Genomic DNA, 22,050 nt, shown 5'->3' with positions numbered 1-22,050 from the left:
CTTTTTAATATCAATCCATAAATCGTCCCATCATAATCGTGTTATAGAATTTTCCGTCAGCAAGAATCTTATCATTTTTTAATATTCCCTCGATCTCAAAGCCAAGCTTCTGATAAAGGGTAATAGCTTTGTCGTTCGTTTCGAGGACATTTAAAGTGATTTTTTGGATACCGTTAGCGTCGGCCCAAGCAATCGATTCTGCTAAAAGATTCTTTCCAATTCCATAACCCCAATAATCCTGCAGCACACATACTCCGAACTCGACTTTATGAGCGAATCTTGCTAAAGAATGGCCTTCGCATCTAGAGAACCCAACGATTTTATCATTAACTACCGCGATTAGAAATAAGTTTCTTAGTTTCTCTGAATCAGATTGGATTAGCTGCTGAAACCCTATTTCGTCTATAAAAGCCTCCCCTGGTTCTCTGTCTAAATTCTCGGTCTCACCATCGATTTGTACTCTTATTTCGGACAATGCCATAGCATCCGTAGTGATTGCAGATCTAATAGTGTATTGGGTTCCTTTCACGGTAAATGTTCGTTGATCAATAATCATTTGTCCTCCGTTACTACTGGTAATTTTAGAAATATTGCTTCGATACCCTCGATAATACGAGTATAATAACCCACTTCATGGGGTACAAAATGGGTCTTGTCTACATCCTGCTCAATGGTAATTCTATGTCCATGCGGATCGATTTGAAAACCGTTGACTTGTAGACTATGTATTTCTCCCTGCCAAAATCTGCGGAAATCAGAGAACTTAGCTTTGACAATGCCGGCGACCTCTTCTTTTTGTAGCTGGAAATCTTCTAGACGATAGGGATTGTTATAAACAAAGACATGCGCTCGTTCATTATCGATAAGTTTTTCTTTTTTCATACTGTAAGGAATTGTTCCTAGCGGGATCAGGTCTTTTAAGGATAAATCCAGTCCCAGCTCTTCATGAACCTCGCGTGTTCCATCTTCTACAGTTTCGTTTGCTAGCAAATGTCCGGCGGCCGTGATATCCAGTAGCCCAGCATAATCTTGTTTCTGTTTACTCCGAAGTTGTAAATAGATATAGGGTATTTCCTGATCTTTGCTTATGAACCAGCAGTGGAAGGTCTCATGCCAATGACCTAACCGATGTACCTCTTCACGTGGAGCCGTACCTGTTCGGTTGCCTGCTTCATCAAAAATGGTAAGTATCTCATTATGCATAGAAAAGCTCCTTTGTGATGATTTCTTCTTTCTAAAGCCTATCATAAAAACGTTCGAATTACCCTAAATGTTAGGGAGGTTCTTATTGACAACCGCTAGAATGAAATGTATATTTTTGGATGTTAATCAAAGGAGGAGTTAAATGAATTTAGTAACCATGAAGCAGAAGGATTTGGACACTTTTAGTGATGAAAGATTAGGATGGGCCTGTATGGAGCCTACCTTTCAGCAGATTCGCGCAAAATCACCATCGATCAAATCCGAAGTGATCTCAAAGCTCACAGACGGACAGAAAGCACTTTGTATGTTCAGAGTAATGCATGATCACAGCCGTAATTCCGAAGGGGAGTATTATGCTTGGATTTCTTACATGCAAGACCTGCCGGGGTATTGGACAGGGGTGATGGGAGGCATACGATTTTTTGGCGATGATCCGATGATTCTTTTGCTTCAGGAAACAAAGGCATTTCTCGAAGAAAGAAACAATCGACTTGGAATACAGTGGGTTGATGCTACCATCACGGATCTCGATCGAGATCCTGAGTTGTTGAATGAGATGAGTGGTTTATTTGAACGATTTAAGAACATAGCCGAAGATAGCCACAGGTTGATTGGCGAGTATATTCGGGCACATCCGGGAGAATTTGTGGAGATAGAAGGCTAATAATTATGAAAAAAAGTAAATTATTTTTATTGTTTCTTATAGTAATAAATCTGCTTCTTTATGGAGTTCCCTTATATCACAGTTATAATTCATTTCAAAATCTTGTACTGGATCGAATCGATGCTACTCAAATCACCTCCATTAGAGTTCTTAAGAGTTCTAATGAACAAGAAATTAAAGTGGATGACCCGAAAGAAATTGAAAAGATCATACATGAGTTTTCTGACGTGAAATTAAAAAGAAGTGAAGCATCAGAACGACCTGCGGAGACCTATTGGATAAGAATATATGTAAATAAAGATCAGCGCTTTGGAATGACACTCTATGGCACAGATTACTTGTATTTCAGCGATCGATCTAGTAATAGTAAGTATCACTCTGGAAATTTTAAGATTACTAGTAAATTTGATGGGGAATCCATTACAAGCTTGTTTAAGTAAAAATAACCCGCTGCTTCAGGCAGCGGGTTAAATATTTCAGGTTATTTATCTAGCCATCCATCCGCCGTCAACATTAAGAATATGACCATTCAAATAGTCGGATGCTGCGGAAGCTAAGAATACAGCAGGACCTTTAAGATCATCAGGTGTTCCCCAACGTGCAGCTGGAATACGATCTAAGATAGCATCCGAGCGGCTTTGGTCAGCACGGATTGGAGCTGTATTTTCAGTCGCCATGTAGCCTGGTGCAATCGCATTGATGTTCAGACCGGAGCCTGCCCATTCATTGGCAAAAGCTTTAGTAAGACCTGCAACCCCGTGCTTACTCGCGGTGTAGCCAGGGACATTGATTCCGCCTTGATAGGAGAGCATAGAGGCGATATTAATGATTTTGCCGGATCCTCTTTCCAGGAAGTGGCGGCCAGCGATCTGAGACAGAAGGAACACTGTGTTCAAGTTCAGGTTAATAACATCGAACCAGTCTTTTTCACTATGGTCTTTTGCCGGAGTACGGCGGATCATTCCTGCACAGTTCACGAGAATGTCAACATGACCAGTCAGTTCAAGTGCTTGGTCAAATGTGTTTTGCAGGTTGCTATGATCACTTAAGTCAGATTCGATGCTAACCGCTTTTACACCAAAAGCTTTTGCAGCGTTTACGGTTTCTTGACTTGTATTAAGCGATACGGATGCAATATCCGCACCTGCTTCTGCGAAGGCAAGGGCAATGCCTTGTCCAAGACCTTGAGCAGCACCGGTTACGAGTGCTGTTTTACCTGCCAAGCTGAATAATGATGATGACATTATAAATTACGCCCCTTTGATTTAAATGGATTTGATTCCGTTATTACTCACATTCAATGGCAATGCCTGCACTGCGGAACTGTTCTGCTGTTTCGGGAGAGAGTCCTTTATCTGTCAAGATAACGTCAACTTCCTGCAGAGAAGCGAATGTACGCAGCGCAGTTTGGCCGAATTTATGATGATCCACAACCGCGAACACCTTACGGGCAGTAGACACAAGGGCTTGCTTAAACTCAATTAAATCTCCTGTATAAATAGAAAGTCCATGTTCGATATGAACAGCTGTCGAGGACAGAAATGCTTTTTGAATATTAAGTTGTTGCACATAGGAGACGGCTTCAGTGCCGGCCAACATATTGCGGACACGGTAACCTCCGGGAACGACGAGACGAATATGATCTTTGGGAACCAGTTCGCTGATGATGTATACATCATTGGTGACTACCGTTAGAGGCATATTGTCCAGGCGTCGGGCAATTTCAAGCGTTGTGCTCCCGCCGTCAAGAGCTATAATATCGTCCTGTTCAATATGAGCAAGCGCGCGCAAGGCGATCTCTGTTTTTTCGTCGGAATACTTATCCAATGGATCCTTAGAGGGCAAAATACCAAACTGGTCGCTTTGTGCCAGCACAGCTCCGCCATGTACACGTACGATCAGTCCTTGCTCCTCCAGCTTGCTTAAATCCTCACGAATTGTTTTTCCCGTAACTTGTAGCTTATCGCTCAGTTCATTCACCGTTACATCTTTTTGGTTCAGCATAACTTCCATAATCATCTCATGTCGTCGTATCGGGTTCATCCGCTTGCCTCAGCTTTCCGTAATTGATTAAAATTATAAGAAAGTTTAAGTTTCACGCTAGACTCTTCCTTATAATTCTCGCATAAACGCTTATCGTCCTTAAAAGGACGCCGAAGGCGTTTTAGCTTATCTCTATTGTAGTTCTTTCATGGATACGGGGTCCATATCATCATATCTTTTATTATCGCCAGCCATACTCCAGATAAAAGTATAGTTATGAGTACCAACACCACTGTGGATGGACCAGCTTGGAGAAATAACCGCTTGTTCGTTTTGCATTACGATATGGCGAGTTTCATTAGGCTCTCCCATCAAGTGGAACACAACGGAATCGTCCGGTAGACCGAAATAGAAATAAGCTTCCATCCGGCGTGGATGTGTATGTGCTGGCATCGTATTCCACATGCTACCTGGCTTCAGTTGAGTCATACCCATAACTAGCTGAGCACTTTGCACGCCATTTGTATGAATGAACCGGTGAATGGTACGCTCATTGGAGTTCTCCAAACCGCCCATTGCACCAGATTCGGATTCAGCCAGAGTGGTTTTGGTAGTTGGATAGGACTGGTGAGCAGGCGCAGAATTCAAATAGAATTTAGCGGGCTTGGAAGCGTCTGCACTTTTGAAGATAACATCTTTAGAACCTTGACCGACATACAGACATTCTTTGAAATCTACTTCATATTCTGTACCATCGACAATAACCGAACCTTTACCGCCAACATTGATGATCCCCAGCTCACGGCGTTCCAAGAAGTAAGTAACCCCAAGTTCTTTGAGGTCAGTTGTAAGTGCAACTTCTTCCTTAACAGGATTAGCACCGCCAACGATCATGCGATCCTCATGGGTAAGTACAAGTTTCAGTTCATCTGGTGCAAAAATGACAGGAATGTGGAATTCCTTACGGAGGCGCTCAGTGTCAAACTGTTTAACTTCATTAGGATGGGATGCAAAACGTCTTTCCATGGAATATTCAATCTCCTTCACAAGCATATTTTCGTTCGTATAGGTACAATTTACTCCATTTACGTTCGTATTACAAGTGTTTATTTTTAGATGTTGGTTCATTTTAGTTTATTTATAAGTTTTAATAATTGCCAAATGAACGAAAAGTGTGCACAATAGATCTAAAATGCTTAGTTCTCATTTATAGGGTTGTTATCATACTATTGAAAATTTAGATGTGGGAGGTTGAACTTGAATGCTGGAGTCTAATGGTATTCAGAGTACTTATCAGGACCGTCAACAAGAAATCATTATAAGTATAGCGCTGGAAGCGCAGAGACGGCCTCTGCTTGAGAGTGGACTCTGGTTCCACGATGATGTGCGAAATAACTTTTATTATGCCTCATATCTTTTTGCAGCTGCAGTAGATGATTCTTTGTCGTTGCCTTTTGACCGGGAAGAAGCGAAACAGAAGGCACAGGATGTGCTGCTAGAGACATTAATGCTACAGAATCGTCAACCTGGCACGGAGCTATACGGGCACTGGCCGCTTGGATTGAATCCGGTTCCACGTGAGGCTTCGCCGCATGAATTGCCTGTAGAAATTATGGGCAGTCTGATGGCCTACTTTTGCAAAAGATATGGTGGAGCACTAAACGCTCAACTTCGCATTGTCCTGAATACAGCATTTGGACACATCTATCGGAGTGATTTCTACCGTAAGCCGGTAATCACTTTTGGACATCATGAAGCGAAATATACAGCAGCAAAGCTGATTTTTGGCACTATGTTTGCAGATGATGTGCTCGTTGAGGATGGTCGGCAAAGTTTGAAGGATACATTGACATACATCCGCTCTAAGGGTATGCCAGAATACGGCAGTCTCCCGTGGTTCTGGCATTGGATACAGGCGTTTACCTGCGCTTTGGAGCTTGTCCCAACAGAGGATACGGATTTAATAACTACTCTTAAAGACATGCTTGATCATCTTTGGAAGGTAAGAGCAGAGTTTTATTTACATGGTGCTTGGGTGGGTGCACATTCTAGAGGTTGGCCACATGATGTACCAGGGGATGCTAATGTGCTTCATGACTATGTTCAGTTCGGGGACTTCAAGCTTTCAGAGGCAATGCCACGCACGGAATACGCTGGACTCCTATTCTATAAAGCACCAGATGAGGCTTTAACAGATGCAATGAATCGGCGGACGCCAGTGGAAACCACCAAGATTACACAGAAGGTAGTCCCAGCAGATCCGAACGCTCAACCGTTGCTTCATTCCTATGCCTATATTACAGAGGATTTTGCAGCAGGCGGGATGTGGGAACGAGTAGAGGAATTTGATAATGAACAGCTCCGTTGGACTTTCTCTCTGCCTGTGAATGGAGAAGGAGGGTCCAACCAGCTATTTTTCTTCCATCCAGGTCAAGGCTACAATGAGGGAGATCCTCGCCATCAGAGCCGTTATATGGAGGTCCTCTATCACAAGAATGTAGTTATTTCTTTATTTCCCATTCCTCAGGGGGAAAAGAATACGATCATCGGTGTTCTTCCTCATGGGGAGTGGATGCAAGACCCGAACGCCTTATTCGGTCAGGTTGGGGATGTCTATTTCGCAATATATTTATCTCAATCGTACCAAATACAGGAACGTCCGGGATATATTGAGGTAACCGTTCAAGGGATGCCGGGTGGAGTGATCGTTGAGGCGATCGGTGTTAAGGAGTCTGCAGAGCGTGGCATCATCGGACTGGATGCATTCGTAATAGCAATGGCCCATAATGAACCACACTTTGAGATGGAAGGCGGCTTGGCGGCTCATTATACGACCAGTAATGGCGATAGATTGCATTTGAGTATGAAGAGCGAGTCAGAGCAACCGCGAGCTTTGCTGAATGGTGTGAAGATCTCTTTGGAGAACTATACGGTTTAATAAGAACTCAACATAGTTGTGAGTTAAGTTTGGATGGAGTCGACCTTAAGGTCGGCTTTTTTATATTATAAATGCGCATACTATGCTATAGCTTCAATTGGAAATTTACTCCTAAAAAAAACCAGCTTTCCTTTAAGGGCAAGGCTTTCGTAATTTTATTTGAAATTAATTACATTAATCTCTAATTTTATGAGAGACATTTATCACAATAAAGGTTAATATCTAAGTGAGACATATGAATGAATGCGCTTTCTTAAATCCGTTCAAACCTAACTCAAAGAATGCGAGGGATTTACTGTGACAGGAACTGAATTTCGTGTAGAAAATGATTTTCTAGGCAGCAAACAAGTAGATAAGAACGCATACTATGGGATTCAGACATTACGCGCAGTAGAGAATTTTCCAATTACGGGTTATAGAGTGCACAATGAATTAATCAAAGCGATGGGGATCGTAAAGAAAGCCGCTGCGCTTGCAAATATGGAAATCGGCAGGCTCTATCGTGGGCTTGGAGAAGTTGTTGTGAAAGCAGCAGATGAGATCATCGAAGGTCAATGGCACGAACAATTTATTGTAGACCCTATACAGGGTGGTGCAGGTACCTCGTTAAATATGAATGCCAATGAAGTCATTGCTAACCGAGCATTAGAGCTGCTTGGTCATGAAAAAGGAGACTATCGTCATTTAAGTCCCAACTCTCATGTGAATATGGCGCAGTCTACAAATGATGCATTCCCGACGGCTATTCATATTGCGACGCTTTCTCTTCTGGAACAACTGCTTGTTACAATGCGCAGAATGCATGAGGTGTTTGCAGACAAAGCCAAGGAATTCGATCCGGTTATAAAAATGGGACGCACGCATCTACAAGATGCAGTGCCAATTCGTCTGGGCCAAGAGTTCGAGGCTTATCGCAGAGTACTTGAGAGAGATATCAAACGTATTGAACATACACGTCATCATTTGTATGAAGTGAATATGGGGGCAACGGCAGTAGGAACTGGATTAAATGCTGACCCTCGATATATCGAAGTGGTTGTAGAACATTTGGCCGAAATAAGTGGATTGCCGCTAGTTACTGCAGATCATCTTGTGGATGCTACGCAAAATACAGATGCATACACAGAAGTATCTGCTGCGCTAAAAGTCTGCATGATGAACATGTCCAAGATTGCTAATGATCTTCGACTCATGGCCTCCGGCCCGCGGACAGGGTTTAATGAAATTTCATTACCTGCTCGCCAGCCTGGTTCCTCCATTATGCCAGGTAAAGTTAATCCGGTTATGGCAGAGGTCATCAATCAGGTAGCTTTTCAAGTGATAGGAAATGACCATACAATCTGTCTGGCTTCCCAAGCGGGTCAACTGGAACTGAATGTTATGGAGCCAGTTCTAGTGTTTAATCTCATTCAGTCCATCAGCATCATGAACAACTCCTTCCAAGTCTTCACAGATTTCTGTCTGGCTGGTATTGAAGCCAATAAAGAGAAGCTAGAGCGGGATGTGGAGCGTAGTGTCGGAATCATTACTGCGGTTAACCCACATTTGGGCTACGAAGTGGTATCACGTATTGCTCGTGAGGCGATTTTGACAGGAGAATCTGTTCGTGAATTGTGCCTTAAGTATAATGTGTTATCCGAGGAAGAGCTCAATCTGATTCTGGACCCATACGAAATGACGCATCCAGGAATCGCAGGCTCAGCTTTATTGCAGAAGCAATAGGGGATTACCTAACCGTTAATCGCTGACTTTGTCATGCGTGTCCTACGACATTTAAAAGAACCTACTTCAACGCTAGTTAGAAGTAGGTTCTTTTGCGTTTCAGGCTTACAGGAAAAAGAATGAGCGTAATAGACCACGTTTCCTTGGTGGAGAGGGCAACCTTGTAGTAGTAACGGGACGAGAAGCTTCGTTAGATGTGAAGACGTTGCCTTTTGAAGCTTGCATGGGTTCTAGGGTTGCTGCTAATTGTTTGATCATTATCCGCAGATCCTCAAGCTCTTCACGCTGCTGAAGCAACTGTATCATGACTACTTCGTCGGCTTTTTGATCGAGTGTACGTTCAATATAATGAATCCGGGATAATATATCTTGCATAGGCTCAGCGTCTGTGGGATGAAGTGGATCTTGCGGTGACGTGGACATCTGCTTTTCATTCGAGTCAGTTAATTGAATACTCTCTAGTGGTTCTCCGTGATTAATGCGGTCTTTAATATGACTAAGCAAGCTGATTTGCTGCTCTGAGAATGTATAGTGGCCAAACCGGTCTTTTGGAAAAAAATCAGGGAACATAGCAGCCCAACGTTTGATCGTAGTCTGGCTTACTGACAGCAGCTCTGCGGCATCCTTTGTTTTCAGAATTTCCATTTTGATTCCTCCAGTTCAGGTAGTCATGTTATGAGTAATTCGTTGTTCAATTGCTGCTCCCTGCAAGGCTGACAAAGGAAGTGCGGATTCGATAAACAAAGTGTAATTACGAGCAATCTCACCATTCTTGGATTTCACTATCTTGCTTTTACATTCTAGAATGAGTACAGATGACCCAGTAGCGGGGTATACTTGGTTTAGAGGTGAATCGTATGGATAAGAGTGGAGAAGTGGAAAAGATGACTGAGGAGCAATGGCAGGCTATTTTGCAAAATGATGCAGCTTATAACGAAAAATTCTTTTATGCTGTGAAGACTACGGGAATCTTTTGCCGACCTTCCTGCAAGTCCAAAGCACCTAATCGAGAGAATGCACGTATCTTTCAAAATGCAGAACAAGCATTAGAATCTGGATTTCGTCCCTGTAAAAGATGCAAACCGACGGGTGAGCGGCTGCCGGATAAGGAATGGGTGGCTGTAATGACTGAATATATCGACAAACATTATCATGAACCTCTTACTCTTGAAACGCTGGCAGAAGTCTGTCATGGAAGCCCTTATCATCTCCATCGAACCTTCAAGAAAGTAATGGGAATCACTCCAGCGGATTATATACAGCAAAAGAGAATCGATCAGGCATCTGAATATTTGGTTACCACGGATCGGGATGTAGCTGATATTGGATTACATGTGGGTCTGCCAAATACGTCGTATTTTATTACCTTATTTAAGAAAAAGACGGGGCTTACCCCAACGAAGTATCGACAGCTTAACAAATTAGAATTAACGAATCATTCTGAATTATTCATGGAGGTACAGAAAAATGGATTATAGACCAAGTGCAATCATATACTGGACATTGCTAGCTTATAAGGAATGGAGTTTCTATATCGCAGCGTCGGAGAAAGGATTAAGTTATGTGGGGTCGCAGCAGAAGCCATTCGAAGAAATGAGTGACTGGATGAGCCGTAGATTTCCTGAAAGTAAACTGGTGCAGGACGATGAGAAAATGGTTCCATTTGTACAGGAACTGATCGAATATTTGCAAGGGGTACGGCAGGCTTTCAGCATTCCTTTTGACTATCGGGGGACTCCATTTCAACTCGCGGTGTGGAAAGCGTTATGTGAAATCCCATATGGACAAACGTGGTCTTATTCGGATATCGCCACACATATTCAAAAGCCTGCTGCAGTACGCGCGGTAGGGACGGCCATAGGTGCAAATCCGATACTAATTACGGTGCCCTGCCACCGAGTCATTGGCAAGAATGGAACATTAACTGGCTACCGCGGGGGATTAGAGATGAAGACTAGGCTGCTTAATTTGGAAAGTGGAAAGAGTGCTCTAGAATTATGAATATTGAGGTCCAGTACAAAACCCCAAAGACCTTACTAAATAAAGGGACGGGTTATCTGAACGGATATAGTCATTCTTTAAACCCATATACCGGCTGTACTTATGGCTGTTCTTATTGTTATGTGCGTCAAATGCCTGTTTCACTGTTTCGCCAAGAGGAATGGGGAACGTGGGTAGATGTCAAACAAGAAGCTGCAGCTATCTTACACAAAGAACTCCTGAAAGCAAAGTCCAAAGGACCGGTCTCCATCTTTATGTCCTCTAGTACAGATCCATACCAACCGATAGAGCACAAGGAGCAGGTAACCAGGGCTTTGCTGGAGGTTATGGTGGAGACCCCACCCGATTTTCTGTTCGTGCAGACGCGCAGTCCGCTCGTACGCAGAGATATAGATTTATTATTACGCTTAGAAGACAAGGTTCGCGTGAGTATGACTGTAGAGACGGATCGTGAAGATATTCGCAAAAAATTCACACCAAGTGCTCCACCCATTTCTGCAAGATTAAAGACACTGAAATTACTGCGTGAAGCGGGCATTCCTATTCAAGCAACCATCGCTCCGGTATTGCCAAGCAGCACTTCTTTTCCAGAGATCCTAAGGGGTTTGGTGGATAGGGTCTGTATCGACGATTATTTTATGGGAGATGGCAGTGGGGGCAAACGGACACGGAGATTAGGTATTTATTCCCTTTATGAAGAGCTGCAATTGGAAGAATGGTACGATCCGGCGGCTTATCGCAGGGTGTACGATGGACTCCGGAGTGTTTTTAATGAAGATGAGCTTTTCTTGAGCCAGAAGGGGTTCGAGCCTTAAACTGAAACATGATATAATAAACGAGAGCATTCATACTTAGTATTTTAAAATACTTAATACCTGTAATCGCTTATTGGAGGAGTAGAGTGGCAAAAGCAAAAGTGGCCAAGCGGCCCACAAGAGATGAATTTGTACTTGAGGAGCTAGGCAATCAGCTAGTTGAAGCGAAGCAAGAAGGTTCTGAGATTTTATTGACCGTATGGGGAAAAGAAGAACAGGTGCGCGGAACGATTGTAGAAATGGACTCGCGGACAGGAAAAGTACACATCAGTAAAAACGAAGGTATCGAAAAAGTTCCGTTTATGGATATTATGCAAGTTAATTATCCCAGAGATTAATGGGAACGCAGCAATAAGAGGTCCTGTAAGCCATGTTGGCTTTGGGGCCTCTTTGACCATATAGTATCGAATAGATTAAAGAGAGGTAGATCAGATATGGCAGTAACCAAAACCAACGCGATGCGAATGCTAGATGCGAAGAAAATTGGATATGAAGTGTTTGTTTATGACAACGAGGATGGACTAATCCATGGTACGGCAGTTGCGGAGAAGATTGGAAAGGCGGCAGAGACGGTTTTTAAAACTTTGGTCGCTCATAGCGGAGCAAATCTTTATGTATTTGTTATACCGGTTGCTGAGGAGCTGGATCTCAAAAAGGCGGCCAAGGCCGCCGGAGAGAAAAAGATTGAGATGCTGCCAGTGAAGGACTTGCAGAAGTGGACGGGTTATATCCGTGGTGGATGTTCACCAGTCGGTATGAAAAAGCTATATCCGACGTTCATTGATAGCAGCGCAGAAAGTCAGGAAACGATAGCCGTTAGCGCCGGGAAAATTGGTCAACAAATGGATGTATCACCGCAGCTTCTTGCAGGGGTAACAAATGCAAAATTCACAGATCTAATTAAATAGATGAGCAACAAGAAGACCTAAATACTCCTTCAAGGCTGTGCCTGTAGTCGACATGGCTCCTGGCGAAGGAGTGAACTTTGAGGGTTGCAACGAAAATTCAGCGCTGGCGATATAATCTGTAGGAAAAGCTTGCGCTGTTAGCCCTGCATTCTTGAAGTGCTGCATCGAGCGGGGCATATGAAACCCTGATGTGACTAGTACAGGACGCTTAAGTCCCTTCTCTTGTAGGATTGCGGCGGTGTTTACAGCATTCTGCTCCGTGTTAAGAGATTGATTGTCGGTCAGGATATCCTCTTCGGGGACACCGAGTCCAAGGAGTTGTCTTTTGGCGATATCCGCTTCATTGCCGCTGTCGGAGAAGACTTGTCCACCAGAGAATAGGATGGGTAAACCACTTGCATTATGTAGTCGTACAGATGTAATTAGCCGATTCGCTGCTGATCCATATAAGTTGCCCTCGCCATCAATATCCGGTGTCCCAGAGCTTGCACCTCCACCAAGAACAACGATGACATCTCCTTGCAATGTATCCGGTTGAGGATATTTTCGTTCTAAACCTCCGATTAACGCATCGCTGACTAAGGAAGTCATGGAGAAATACATAAGCAGTGTAACGCCAAGCAGGGCAATCGCAGGGCGACGGTTCTTTTTCCATAACCAAATGACAAGACCGAGCAGAAGTAGGATGAAAAGTCCTGGAGGAAGCACAAAGCTGTATACAAATTTGATGATGTAAATCAACAGTATCAACCGCCTTCGTAAAGTATGAGTTCAGGTTGTATTGTAACATGAGTTGGGGTGTTCGAAGTTGTACAAAAGACCGAAACGGTCTTTTTTTATTTGATGAGAAGCCTAATCTAGAACTAGATTGGGAGCGGCATTAAGCTAAAGGGAAGGATAGTTGAATAAATTTTTCTAAATTCCCCAACCTTTTTAGTTTTCGCTGCAGTATATATTTGAGTGCCACCGATAAGAAGGAGGAATTTATTGATAACCTCGCAAGTAGCAGTTCACCCAAGTGAGGGAAAAGTTTTTTCCTCTTTTTATGAACCAAAATACGAGAACTGGTGAATAAGAAGTGAAAGGAAAAACGAGGAGGTCTTTTAAGTGAAAGAAAATCATCATTTTCCAATACCCAAGGAAGGAGGTCAAGTTGATTTTGAAACACTTGTTCAACCTCACTTAACTAGTGCATTTCGAGTCGCTTTTTTGATCGTCCATGATTATCATCTAGCTCAGGATGCCGTTCAAGAAGCACTATGGGAAGCGTATCAATCACTTTATCGATATGATGAACGAAAAGGGACATCGTTTCGAGCTTGGTTTATAAAAATTGTGACACATCGTGCACTTAATATGGTGCGTAGAAAGAAAAAAACGGAAGAATATTTGGACTCTATTGACCCTGGGCAAAACCCATTGGAGAGTATTCTTCAAAAGGAGAAAGAGCAACAGATTTGGCGAGCGATTCAGATGATGACGCTGAAACATCGCTCAGTAGTTATCCTTTACTATTATGAGGAGTTTAGTATAGCTGAAATTGCAAAAATCCTTGGTGTATTTGAGGGAACGGTAAAATCAAGGCTACATAAGGCCAGAAAGTTAATTGCTGAAAAAATACAAGTAAACAAAGAAACACAGGTATTTACCGAGATGGGAGTGAACATGCATGACTAATCTTGACAAACAAATTGCACAAACTCTAAAAAATGTTGCTGGAGAATTGGATCAGCCTAGTTTTGTGATTCCTGACCAAGTGGTAGCCTATAAAAGAAAAAGGTCGCGTTTACTAGGCACTTTGGTACTTCCTGTCTTAATCAGCTGCGCTTTGCTTCTAACGATATCGGTGAGTCCTACCTTTGCGGCCTATGTTAAATCGCTATTTAATGGTTCTGATAAAGAACTGCAATATGCAGCACAGGAAGGTTTTTCACAGAAGGTAAATGTCTCTGTTACTGATCGGGGCTATACTCTTGAAATAGAGGAGATATTGGCTGATCCGATGAGAATTGTGGCTGTTTATTCGATCAAGGATCAGCAAAAGAACTTTATTCATCCGGATAAGCTTCACATAAGTAACGTAGAGGTAACAGATTTGAAAGGGAATGTGATTAAAGAAACTAAAACGTATATGGTAGAAATCCAAGAAAATTACGGATATCTCACTCTAAAAAAACCGGGGGAAACAGAAGATCAAAACCTTTTATTACAGTTTGAGGGGAATCAGATCGACTCTGTTAAAGGAAATTGGGCCTTACAGATTCCTATTGATTTAGAAAAAGCAATTAAGGCATCCAAGGTGCTACCAATCGATAAAACGTATACTACACCACAGGGACTGCAAATCAATCTAAATAGCATTATGCATTCACCGACTGCTGCTCGTGTGGATTATGAAACGAAATGGACGGAAGAGGCAAAGAAAAGATTAGTAGAGGAAAGTAAACAAGTGAAAGGAAAACTAGATTCAGTTGATCCTTATGTTCGCTATGATGATTATAAACTGAATTTTCATGTTGAAAATGAAAAAGGAGAGAAAGTAAAAGATTTAACTAGGGCGCTTGATATTCCACGCAAGGCTGTGGGAGAATACGGTCATTCCAATCGGAAGTATGGATTTGCTCCACTGTCTCCTGATCACCAATATACACTTGTATTGGATTCTTTAGAAAAAACAGAACCGTATGAGCTACGTGTATCATTTGAGCCAAAACAGCTTGCTGAAAAATCTGTAAGAGTAGATGAGGATGGCAAAACGATTGAGATCATGTCCGTAACCTTTGACGAACCATTAAATGAAGCATCTCCAAAGAATGAGAAGCACGCTACTATTTTGCTAGAGGCTTATTTAAAGGATATATCATATATTAATGTAGCAGATACGATTTTAATGGATGATGACACAGATAAAATTATTAATCGTTTTGGTTGGACTATAGAAGATGAAAAGGGCAAAATATTCAATGTAACAGGTGGAGATTTTAAAATGATGGGAAAGGATGAACAAGGCAGAAACCATATCCGAATAAAATTGCAAAGTGATGAAATGAAAGAACTCCCTCAAAAGCTCAGTCTTACTTCAGAATTGGCAAAAAAGAGCTATGACCTGGATTGGAAAGTACCATTGCCAATGCCAAAAGAAGACAAATAAGAAAAGCGAAAGCGGAAAATCATGACCTTTTAATTGTTTAACAGTGTCTTGTAGCAGCCGTTCGAGTCTGTTCAACTAACGGGGAACTATAGTTACTTAAAACAAGGAGCAGATCGCCGCGGCAGCTGCTCTTTGTCTTATTGAGCGGTAAAGGAGATGGGTGAATTATATGCCAAATGATTATGTTTGGGGGATTTTCGTTGCTGATGCTTCAACTGATTTTCCGAAATAATAACTTCGCATATTACCATAGAAAGAGTAGTAAGTTGGTTGGAATGGATACGATCCATCATGAACATTATCATTTCAAAGATGAAAGTTAACCGATAGCGGTTGCTTCGGCAGCCGTTTTTTATTTGTTCAACTAACGGCAGGTTAGTTGAACTAAATTTTTATGTTAAAATGTGAATAAATCTGTTTATCGGGGTTGAATGATGATTAATTCGGCTGAAGAATTTGTAAGGTTAAGGCTTAGTGATAACATGGAGGAATATCTGAAGGCTGCATGGGATGAAGCACCTTTTGAGGTTTGGTTACAAGTAATTGAAACGTACCCTGAAATGCGTGAATGGGTAGCACATAATAAATCAATTCCTGTTGAGATTATGGAAATTCTAGCTGACGATGCAGATGAAAGGGTTAGATTTAATGTTGCTACAAAAAATCGACTACCAGAAAGTTTACAAATGAAACTGGCAAAAGATTTAGATAGCTCAGTTAGAAAACGAATTGTCTATAACAAAAAAGCGACATTTCGAGTTTTAACTATTTTATTGAACGATGATGACGAAGATATAAGAGTAGTGGCGAAGAATAGGGTTGATGAGGGACGACATAGGTAAACGTTAGTAGATTAGCGGTTGCTTAGGCAGCTGTTTTTTATTTGTTCAACTAATGGGCAGGATAGTGAGCAAAGAATAGATTGATGGGAAATGGTAAATATTAGAATGACAACGTGCTGTCGAATTGTACTGAAGCAATTATAAATATAATAGACAAACCAGAAGGTTCTAGATTATGCAGGAAATCGCATCGGTCTACACCATATATGAACTTCCTCAGATAAATTTAATGGAGCGTGCCAATGGAAAATATATATAATGAATTGCATACAGCGGAAATACTGAACCGTATCGAGAATTTAAGTCCAAATTCAAAACCACAATGGGGAACAATGAATGTTGCTCAAATGTTGGCTCACTGCTCAGCATTTCAAGATATCGCATTGGGAAATTCCTTTCCCCCTAGATATTGGCTAGGAAGGTTAATAGGAAGGTTTGTGAATTCTATTTTCTATAATGACAAGCCGGTACCACACAATATGTCAACAATTCCGACCATACTTATTGTAGATGAAAGAGACTTTATGACAGAAAAAGAAAAACTGAAACAAAAGATTTTAACTTTCCAAAGAAACGGTCCGGAGAAATGTTCATCCCATCCGCATCCTTTTTTTGGCAAGTTTACTCCTGAGCAATGGGGTAAAGGGATTTATAAACATCTAGACCATCATTTAAGACAATTTGGTGCTTAGTATTTTTTCGCAATGATTAATAATTGTTCAGTTTAGTGCAGTAACAACACTTCGCTGTGCTAACGGGACTCGATAGAGGAATAGCGGTTGCTTCGGCAGCCGTTTTTTATTTGTTCACTAACGGTAGTATAGTTCAATTATAGTTGTTTTTTATTTCCAGACTTACAGTTTAAATATTAAAATGAGATTAATTGAATTAATTAGGGGTATTAACAGAGATGCTTTACAGTTAAATGATAGGTGAACGTTATCTTCGTGAAGATTATTGGAAGTATTTAAGTGAAGCAATTATCATGATGTATCATACAGCCAAATTATTTTCTGACCATGGTAAAAATGTACTTATTGATGGCATTATGGTAGAAAGGCCTGAGTTGAAACCGCATTATGAAAAAGTGAACAATATATTTTCTGGTTACCCATTATACATTGTTGAAGTGTTTTGCCCTTTAGACATTTGCCGTCAGAGAAATATTGCACGAGAAAATAGAACCGAAGACCAATCTGATTGGCAACACAAAATCATGGCAAAAGATATCCGGTATAATTGTACAGTCAACACACATTTAAACACTTCCGAAGAATGCGCAGATTTGATTTTAAAAAGTATATTTGAAGATGAAGTTTAAATTACTATGACCGAGGTGACACATTCCGGTAACGGGGAAGGTTAGTATAATAGCGGTTGCTTCGGCAGCCGTTTTTATTTGTTCAACTGTGTTCAGGTTAATTTAACAAGGAACTTATCTAATGATGAAATTTGAAGGGAGAGATGAAATGATAGAATTATCTAAAGAAAACTACGCACACGTTCTGCCACTGTTGAAAAATCTAGCATATGAACCTGTGTTTGCATATTCCGTAATTGAGCGAAATCAATCTGGAAAAGTGTTCGTTGATCATAACGAAAATCCTACCTGCAGTAATGACAGGAGTGAACCGGTGATAAAACTATTATTAGATGAAAATACATGGGAGGTTTAGCTATGACGATTAACCGTGAGACCATTCTAAACGCAATTGTATCAGACCTTGGAATTGAAAATTATATTTTAGCTATCTGGCTAGAGGGTTCAGATGGTACTAAAACTTTGGACGAGTATTCTGATATCGATTTGGTGTGCTATACAAAAGAAGGCTGCATAGATTCTGCAATTACCCGGTTGGATGCCTGTATGCGTCGATTAGGAAAAGTAGATATTGCCTATGAAGAAACTGGTCGACCCACAAATAACCGCTACAAGGTTTACCACCTACAGGAGTCATCAGATAGTCTCTTAGTTGACGTGACGATCCAAAGTGAGAGTGTCCCTGTTTTATTCATTAACGAAGACAAAACTGTCGTACCCGTTATATTGATAGATAAGACTGGTATCGTGAAGTATCAAAACGTTGATCACACGACACACCATTCACAACTTCAATCACAATTGATACGTGCTCAGGGTATTTACAGTCAAAGGAACCGAGCTGTCAAATATACCAAACGCGGGCTTTTTTTAGAGTCGTTGATTTACTATCATAAGTATGTTGTGAATCCACTTGTAGATGTACTTCGGATAATCTATACACCATTCCAAGCTGACAGCTTCTTGGTTCATGCATCTCGGGATTTTCCTGTCGAAGTGGTACTAATCCTGGAAAAGCTATATGGTGTAAAAACCTTAGAAGATATAGTAGATCGCATTGAATTGACAGATAAGTTGTTTCGTAATGCCGTAGCAGAGGCTCATGTCATGCTATTACAATCTAAAGAAGGCGAAAGTTTAGCGGATACCAACCTATAAGCATTACTGGGTTATTGTGAGTGATCGCAGATACATAACTACGCGAACGCTACTGAAAATAGAAATACAAAATGGAGCGATTGAATTGTTTATCCAATCATTTGTAGACGAAACACTTGAGCAATCTTTGTCTATATTTGTGGATACGGGGATTTGGATTTTCTCGTTGTAATTGGAGAGGACCGTAACCAAAATGAAATCGAACTTTTAAACAAACAAAGATCCAATTATAGATCATCCCTTTTTAGAAGATCCGTCGATAGACAAACCCCCAACCTCTATACCGATATGCTTGAGGGTGCCTTTCTTACGATTAATATGCTGAGTGGGGAAAAGGGCAGTGGCTTATGGTGGGGAACAAAGCGCGAATCCGTCTGGACGGAAAATCAATTAGACCTGTTCACCCTGTACACGATCAAGGAGCAGAGTATCTTGTTGTATGGTGAGTCCCATCTAGACAATATTCCATCGTATTCGAAGGAAGAGTTCATTAGTTTTTTTAAGGAATATGCCAAGTGTATGCGGAAGTTTGGCAAGGGAAATAGTCTACATTCCGTCGACTGGCTCCTATTAGCTTCTAAATTTATAGCTTGGTGGCAGGAAGGTGTCAACTTGTCTAAAAGCCAGGCAGCAGACTGGGGGCTTTTACATCTTAGTAGCGGATGGAAAGAGAATTTGAAGAGATGCAAGGAGCTAAGGAAGGATCCATCCATGGTAACACGTTTAGAGTATTCCGAATGGTTGAGTAATTTGGAGCCAGCCATTATTGAAGCATCACATGATCTGGACAGAGTTCTCGAATCAACAATTCATTAAACTAGAATCTTTGTAGTCCTATAAAAAAGACTGTTAACAATAACTTTTTCGCTAACAGAACACGTTAGTTAAGTGGAGTAGTGACAGTCTAGGACTTTATTTCCATTGTCGATTCACCGAATGAGAGTAATGAAAGAAACTCCGAAAACCCACTATATTCAAGGGGTTTCGGAGTTCTTTTTTTAGAGTCAACCCTGCGCAGGGCTAGTCTTCATTTCATGGATTTTTTGAAGCGTATGAAGACACTTTGTTTTCTCGTCATCGCTCTCTGTGTGGAGATACCACTCTACAAGCCTGTACCCGAATATGAGAAGGATCAATTCGAAGACGCAATTATCGGCGATAGGGGATGCATCTGCATACTCCGAAAAACCTTTGTAATACGCAGGGACACATCGTTGGTAGTATTCGACCATGTGATCGATATCAGCTTCATCCGCAATCAAGCTTGCGAGATCCTCACCCATGTAGCCCCAACCGCATGTATCCCAGTCGATGAGTGCGATTTTTCCGTCGGCATAGATCAGGTTGGTCACCCAGAAGTCCCGGTGGCATAGCACTAGGGGCAATTGCTCGATGCGGGCGAGTATCTCATCTGCGTGCTCATCGATGTCGATGAGCATTTGCCGCATGTGCTGCGGGAATTCGCAGTCCTCCGAGCGTATATAATCGTAGACGACTGGCCACGACCGGTAATGCAGATACGTATTCTTCATGAGATCTGCATGGCTCAGGTTTGTCAGGCTCTGCAGCACAGCGGGCTTCTCCGCATACAGCTTGCCTTGATAGCGTCCTAACTCCAGCGCCGCCTCTTCATACATGTCACCGGTTAAGTCTAAACCGGTTACGCCATCGATATATTCCAGCCACAGCTGGAATTCATTTTCTTCGGCATTTATCTCCGCATGGTAACATGTCGGCCAGCGGAAGGTATCCGAGAACGTCATTCCCAAGTCAGACATATAGAGATCATATTCCCGGCGCCAGGAATCCGGATCGTTGTAACGTTCCCATTTCTTTTGAATTTTCAGCACGATACGGTACGGCATTTTTTCACCATCTGCGGTTTTGGCGATCCCGTTTATCAGGTGCACATTTCCCACAGTTCCGCCCTGTAAAGGCATGGTTTGGCAGTCAGCCGAGATAATATCCTTCTTGAACTGTCGGCTTAAAGCATAGATCAGCGTTTCAAATTTAATATTCATTTCTTCCATCCTCCGTTTTTCTTCGTTTGCTTGCTTGACATAGCTATCGTTTTATTTCGAGCCCTCTTGTCGATGAGGTAGCTTGTTTTATCCTGGACATACTTGTGCTCATGCTGCTGGGCAACATAATACTCCCACCGTTCACGCGGCAACGAACCGTCGGCAAGCGCGGCGAGAACGGCACAGCCCGGCTCGCCCTGATGGCGGCAATCTGCAAACCGGCATTGCGGGAACCAATCCTCCACATCGGTAAAGCTTGCGCGTATGCCTTCACCGGCATCAAAAAGCCCGAGCTCACGCATACCCGGCGTATCGATGACCATCGTACCGGAGGGGAGCATGAACAGCTGACGGTGCGTTGTCGTATGCCGCCCCCGGCTGTCAACCTCCCGAATCGCCTGAACTTTCATTACTTCCTGTTCTATCAATGCATTGAGCAGAGACGATTTGCCGACGCCGGACATGCCGAGAAAGACGACTGTTTTACCAGGCATCAAGTAGGGATCAAGCTCGTTCAGCCCCTGGCCGGTATGGCTGCAGATCGCGTGAACAGGAACATCAGAGATGCTTTGTGTGACTTCTGCGAGCGTGAGATTATAATCTTCAACGAGATCAGACTTGGTTAGAATGATGACCGGCTGACCGCCGCTCTGTCTAGCTTGTGTCAGGTACCGCATGATGCGTGTAATGTTGAAATCCCAATTCAGAGAAGTAAGGATAAATACATAGTCAAAATTAGTCGCGACTACTTGTTCCCGGATGGTTTTGGCATAGCCTACAGCATGCCCTGAGTAATCCGCGCGTGAGAACTTGGAGCGACGGGGCAATACCGTAACGATGAGAGAATCTCCGCTCTCGTTGAAGTGCAGCAAGACAAAATCACCGACGCACGGAAAATCTACGTGTGTTTCCACGCTGTGATAGAATGCTCCTTTGAGCACCGCCGTTACTTCGCCGCGCTCGGTCATGACCGTGAAGCGCTCGCGCCGAAGCTCTGTCACCCTGCCGGGCAATAATCCGTCGGGAATTGCTTCTATTTCTGTATAGCCATAGGTTTTCAGATTTATCATAGTTTTTTTGTTAGCTCCTTTAATGTTGTTTTTGGACGCAAAAATGCCACGTACAAGCAGCCTCTAAAGAAGCTGCTGTCACGCGGCATCAGGACGCAAAAAAGACACGACCTTCATCGTATCTTGCAAACAGCAATATTCACGAAAGGTTACTTCGGATGGCATACCAAATAATAGGGGCGTTTCCCCGCTTTTTTCGCGTATGCCTACTATTCAGTTTTAAGACCAAACCACCATATAAGTAGTTGCCATT

26 protein-coding genes are annotated in these 22,050 nt (G+C 42.2%); 17 read left to right on the top strand and 9 right to left on the bottom strand.

What is annotated here, in order from left to right:
• Positions 1-10: 10 nt before the first annotated feature.
• Both H70737_RS17730 and H70737_RS17725 read right to left on the bottom strand, forming a co-directional pair.
• Positions 11-556, bottom strand: coding sequence for a GNAT family N-acetyltransferase (locus H70737_RS17730; protein WP_042189310.1), 546 nt, complete (start codon positions 554-556; stop codon positions 11-13).
• The gene (locus H70737_RS17725) at positions 553-1,203 is read right to left on the bottom strand and encodes an NUDIX hydrolase (protein WP_042189308.1); all 651 of its coding nucleotides are present in this window, start codon (positions 1,201-1,203) and stop codon (positions 553-555) included. The genes H70737_RS17730 and H70737_RS17725 overlap by 4 nt, the downstream gene beginning before the upstream one ends.
• Positions 1,204-1,345: 142 nt before the next feature.
• Between H70737_RS17725 and H70737_RS17720 the strand changes: the two genes are divergently transcribed.
• On the top strand, positions 1,346-1,867 hold the full coding sequence (locus H70737_RS17720; RefSeq protein ID WP_042189307.1) for a hypothetical protein: 522 nt from the start codon (positions 1,346-1,348) through the stop codon (positions 1,865-1,867).
• A 5-nt stretch (positions 1,868-1,872) separates the two neighbouring features.
• On the top strand, positions 1,873-2,307 hold the full coding sequence (locus H70737_RS17715; RefSeq protein ID WP_042189305.1) for a DUF5301 domain-containing protein: 435 nt from the start codon (positions 1,873-1,875) through the stop codon (positions 2,305-2,307).
• Positions 2,308-2,352: 45 nt separating this feature from the next.
• Here the strand turns inward: H70737_RS17715 and kduD are convergent, their stop codons facing one another.
• From kduD to kduI, 3 genes are all read right to left on the bottom strand, one after another.
• Complete coding sequence (gene kduD / locus H70737_RS17710) at positions 2,353-3,111, bottom strand: 2-dehydro-3-deoxy-D-gluconate 5-dehydrogenase KduD (RefSeq protein WP_042189303.1); 759 nt, start codon at positions 3,109-3,111, stop codon at positions 2,353-2,355.
• A gap of 43 nt (positions 3,112-3,154) precedes the next feature.
• A complete protein-coding gene (locus H70737_RS17705) occupies positions 3,155-3,910 on the bottom strand; it encodes a DeoR/GlpR family DNA-binding transcription regulator (RefSeq protein ID WP_042189300.1) in 756 nt (251 codons plus the stop codon).
• A 132-nt stretch (positions 3,911-4,042) separates the two neighbouring features.
• Positions 4,043-4,876, bottom strand: a complete 834-nt coding sequence (gene kduI, locus H70737_RS17700; RefSeq protein WP_042189298.1) for a 5-dehydro-4-deoxy-D-glucuronate isomerase — start codon at positions 4,874-4,876, stop codon at positions 4,043-4,045.
• A 235-nt stretch (positions 4,877-5,111) separates the two neighbouring features.
• On the opposite strand from kduI, the gene H70737_RS17695 reads away from it, so the two are divergent.
• Complete coding sequence (locus H70737_RS17695; RefSeq protein ID WP_042189296.1) at positions 5,112-6,788, top strand: hypothetical protein; 1,677 nt, start codon at positions 5,112-5,114, stop codon at positions 6,786-6,788.
• A gap of 297 nt (positions 6,789-7,085) precedes the next feature.
• The gene (aspA, locus tag H70737_RS17690) at positions 7,086-8,510 is read left to right on the top strand and encodes an aspartate ammonia-lyase (protein WP_042128747.1); all 1,425 of its coding nucleotides are present in this window, start codon (positions 7,086-7,088) and stop codon (positions 8,508-8,510) included.
• Between the two features lie 105 nt (positions 8,511-8,615).
• Here aspA and H70737_RS17685 read toward each other — a convergent pair whose 3' ends face one another.
• Positions 8,616-9,155 (bottom strand): MerR family transcriptional regulator, encoded by a 540-nt coding sequence (locus tag H70737_RS17685; protein WP_042189294.1) that lies wholly within the window; start codon positions 9,153-9,155, stop codon positions 8,616-8,618.
• A gap of 212 nt (positions 9,156-9,367) precedes the next feature.
• On the opposite strand from H70737_RS17685, the gene H70737_RS17680 reads away from it, so the two are divergent.
• The 5 genes from H70737_RS17680 to ybaK all read left to right on the top strand — a co-directional run bounded on the left by H70737_RS17680 (position 9,368) and on the right by ybaK (position 12,234).
• A complete protein-coding gene (locus H70737_RS17680) occupies positions 9,368-9,988 on the top strand; it encodes a bifunctional transcriptional activator/DNA repair enzyme AdaA (protein WP_042189292.1) in 621 nt (206 codons plus the stop codon).
• On the top strand, positions 9,978-10,511 hold the full coding sequence (locus H70737_RS17675; protein WP_042189289.1) for a methylated-DNA--[protein]-cysteine S-methyltransferase: 534 nt from the start codon (positions 9,978-9,980) through the stop codon (positions 10,509-10,511). The genes H70737_RS17680 and H70737_RS17675 overlap by 11 nt, the downstream gene beginning before the upstream one ends.
• Positions 10,508-11,326: an SPL family radical SAM protein gene (locus tag H70737_RS17670; protein ID WP_042189287.1), complete on the top strand. Its 819-nt coding sequence runs from the start codon at positions 10,508-10,510 to the stop codon at positions 11,324-11,326. Before H70737_RS17675 ends, H70737_RS17670 begins: the two co-directional genes overlap by 4 nt.
• Positions 11,327-11,412: 86 nt before the next feature.
• Positions 11,413-11,664: a YolD-like family protein gene (locus H70737_RS17665; protein WP_042189285.1), complete on the top strand. Its 252-nt coding sequence runs from the start codon at positions 11,413-11,415 to the stop codon at positions 11,662-11,664.
• Positions 11,665-11,760: 96 nt separating this feature from the next.
• Complete coding sequence (ybaK, locus tag H70737_RS17660; RefSeq protein WP_042189283.1) at positions 11,761-12,234, top strand: Cys-tRNA(Pro) deacylase; 474 nt, start codon at positions 11,761-11,763, stop codon at positions 12,232-12,234.
• Here the strand turns inward: ybaK and H70737_RS17655 are convergent.
• Positions 12,223-12,975, bottom strand: coding sequence for a YdcF family protein (locus H70737_RS17655; protein ID WP_042189281.1), 753 nt, complete (start codon positions 12,973-12,975; stop codon positions 12,223-12,225). The two genes, ybaK and H70737_RS17655, sit on opposite strands and share 12 nt — an antisense overlap.
• A gap of 366 nt (positions 12,976-13,341) precedes the next feature.
• On the opposite strand from H70737_RS17655, the gene H70737_RS17650 reads away from it, so the two are divergent.
• The 8 genes from H70737_RS17650 (at position 13,342) to H70737_RS17615 (ending at position 19,522) form a co-directional block, all read left to right on the top strand.
• Positions 13,342-13,911 (top strand): RNA polymerase sigma factor, encoded by a 570-nt coding sequence (locus H70737_RS17650; protein WP_042189278.1) that lies wholly within the window; start codon positions 13,342-13,344, stop codon positions 13,909-13,911.
• Entirely contained in the window at positions 13,904-15,385 is a 1,482-nt protein-coding gene (locus H70737_RS17645) for a DUF4179 domain-containing protein (protein WP_042189275.1), read from the top strand. Before H70737_RS17650 ends, H70737_RS17645 begins: the two co-directional genes overlap by 8 nt.
• Positions 15,386-15,816: 431 nt before the next feature.
• A complete protein-coding gene (locus H70737_RS17640; RefSeq protein ID WP_197071221.1) occupies positions 15,817-16,227 on the top strand; it encodes a hypothetical protein in 411 nt (136 codons plus the stop codon).
• A 242-nt stretch (positions 16,228-16,469) separates the two neighbouring features.
• Positions 16,470-16,919, top strand: a complete 450-nt coding sequence (locus tag H70737_RS17635; RefSeq protein WP_042189271.1) for a DUF1569 domain-containing protein — start codon at positions 16,470-16,472, stop codon at positions 16,917-16,919.
• Between the two features lie 233 nt (positions 16,920-17,152).
• Positions 17,153-17,548, top strand: coding sequence for a phosphotransferase-like protein (locus H70737_RS17630; RefSeq protein ID WP_081951157.1), 396 nt, complete (start codon positions 17,153-17,155; stop codon positions 17,546-17,548).
• A 121-nt stretch (positions 17,549-17,669) separates the two neighbouring features.
• Complete coding sequence (locus tag H70737_RS17625; RefSeq protein ID WP_042189269.1) at positions 17,670-17,903, top strand: hypothetical protein; 234 nt, start codon at positions 17,670-17,672, stop codon at positions 17,901-17,903.
• Between the two features lie 2 nt (positions 17,904-17,905).
• Positions 17,906-18,706, top strand: a complete 801-nt coding sequence (locus H70737_RS17620) for an aminoglycoside 6-adenylyltransferase (RefSeq protein ID WP_042189267.1) — start codon at positions 17,906-17,908, stop codon at positions 18,704-18,706.
• 153 nt (positions 18,707-18,859) lie between these two features.
• Positions 18,860-19,522, top strand: coding sequence for a hypothetical protein (locus H70737_RS17615; RefSeq protein ID WP_042189265.1), 663 nt, complete (start codon positions 18,860-18,862; stop codon positions 19,520-19,522).
• A gap of 188 nt (positions 19,523-19,710) precedes the next feature.
• On the opposite strand, the gene H70737_RS17610 is transcribed toward H70737_RS17615, so the two are convergent.
• Both H70737_RS17610 and rsgA read right to left on the bottom strand, forming a co-directional pair.
• On the bottom strand, positions 19,711-20,727 hold the full coding sequence (locus H70737_RS17610; protein ID WP_042189260.1) for an aminoglycoside phosphotransferase family protein: 1,017 nt from the start codon (positions 20,725-20,727) through the stop codon (positions 19,711-19,713).
• Positions 20,724-21,797 (bottom strand): ribosome small subunit-dependent GTPase A, encoded by a 1,074-nt coding sequence (gene rsgA, locus H70737_RS17605; RefSeq protein ID WP_042189259.1) that lies wholly within the window; start codon positions 21,795-21,797, stop codon positions 20,724-20,726. The genes H70737_RS17610 and rsgA overlap by 4 nt, the downstream gene beginning before the upstream one ends.
• Between the last annotated feature and the right edge of the window lie 253 nt (positions 21,798-22,050).

This window comes from Paenibacillus sp. FSL H7-0737, assembly GCF_000758545.1.
Classification (GTDB): Bacteria; Bacillota; Bacilli; order Paenibacillales; family Paenibacillaceae; genus Paenibacillus_AQ.
This window is presented reverse-complemented; position numbering and strand designations above follow the sequence as displayed.

Excerpts from the sequence above, each read along its gene's own strand:
- H70737_RS17730 (WP_042189310.1), bottom strand. The coding sequence starts at position 556 with ATGATTATTGATCAACGAACATTTACCGTGAAAGGAACCCAATACACT.
- H70737_RS17725 (WP_042189308.1), bottom strand. The coding sequence starts at position 1,203 with ATGCATAATGAGATACTTACCATTTTTGATGAAGCAGGCAACCGAACA.
- H70737_RS17720 (WP_042189307.1), top strand. The coding sequence starts at position 1,346 with ATGAATTTAGTAACCATGAAGCAGAAGGATTTGGACACTTTTAGTGAT.
- H70737_RS17715 (WP_042189305.1), top strand. The coding sequence starts at position 1,873 with ATGAAAAAAAGTAAATTATTTTTATTGTTTCTTATAGTAATAAATCTG.
- kduD (WP_042189303.1), bottom strand. The coding sequence starts at position 3,111 with ATGTCATCATCATTATTCAGCTTGGCAGGTAAAACAGCACTCGTAACC.
- H70737_RS17705 (WP_042189300.1), bottom strand. The coding sequence starts at position 3,910 with ATGAACCCGATACGACGACATGAGATGATTATGGAAGTTATGCTGAAC.
- kduI (WP_042189298.1), bottom strand. The coding sequence starts at position 4,876 with ATGGAAAGACGTTTTGCATCCCATCCTAATGAAGTTAAACAGTTTGAC.
- H70737_RS17695 (WP_042189296.1), top strand. The coding sequence starts at position 5,112 with ATGCTGGAGTCTAATGGTATTCAGAGTACTTATCAGGACCGTCAACAA.
- H70737_RS17685 (WP_042189294.1), bottom strand. The coding sequence starts at position 9,155 with ATGGAAATTCTGAAAACAAAGGATGCCGCAGAGCTGCTGTCAGTAAGC.
- H70737_RS17680 (WP_042189292.1), top strand. The coding sequence starts at position 9,368 with ATGGATAAGAGTGGAGAAGTGGAAAAGATGACTGAGGAGCAATGGCAG.
- H70737_RS17675 (WP_042189289.1), top strand. The coding sequence starts at position 9,978 with ATGGATTATAGACCAAGTGCAATCATATACTGGACATTGCTAGCTTAT.
- H70737_RS17670 (WP_042189287.1), top strand. The coding sequence starts at position 10,508 with ATGAATATTGAGGTCCAGTACAAAACCCCAAAGACCTTACTAAATAAA.
- ybaK (WP_042189283.1), top strand. The coding sequence starts at position 11,761 with ATGGCAGTAACCAAAACCAACGCGATGCGAATGCTAGATGCGAAGAAA.
- H70737_RS17645 (WP_042189275.1), top strand. The coding sequence starts at position 13,904 with ATGACTAATCTTGACAAACAAATTGCACAAACTCTAAAAAATGTTGCT.
- H70737_RS17640 (WP_197071221.1), top strand. The coding sequence starts at position 15,817 with ATGATGATTAATTCGGCTGAAGAATTTGTAAGGTTAAGGCTTAGTGAT.
- H70737_RS17635 (WP_042189271.1), top strand. The coding sequence starts at position 16,470 with ATGGAAAATATATATAATGAATTGCATACAGCGGAAATACTGAACCGT.
- H70737_RS17630 (WP_081951157.1), top strand. The coding sequence starts at position 17,153 with ATGATAGGTGAACGTTATCTTCGTGAAGATTATTGGAAGTATTTAAGT.
- H70737_RS17625 (WP_042189269.1), top strand. The coding sequence starts at position 17,670 with ATGATGAAATTTGAAGGGAGAGATGAAATGATAGAATTATCTAAAGAA.
- H70737_RS17620 (WP_042189267.1), top strand. The coding sequence starts at position 17,906 with ATGACGATTAACCGTGAGACCATTCTAAACGCAATTGTATCAGACCTT.
- H70737_RS17610 (WP_042189260.1), bottom strand. The coding sequence starts at position 20,727 with ATGAATATTAAATTTGAAACGCTGATCTATGCTTTAAGCCGACAGTTC.
- rsgA (WP_042189259.1), bottom strand. The coding sequence starts at position 21,797 with ATGATAAATCTGAAAACCTATGGCTATACAGAAATAGAAGCAATTCCC.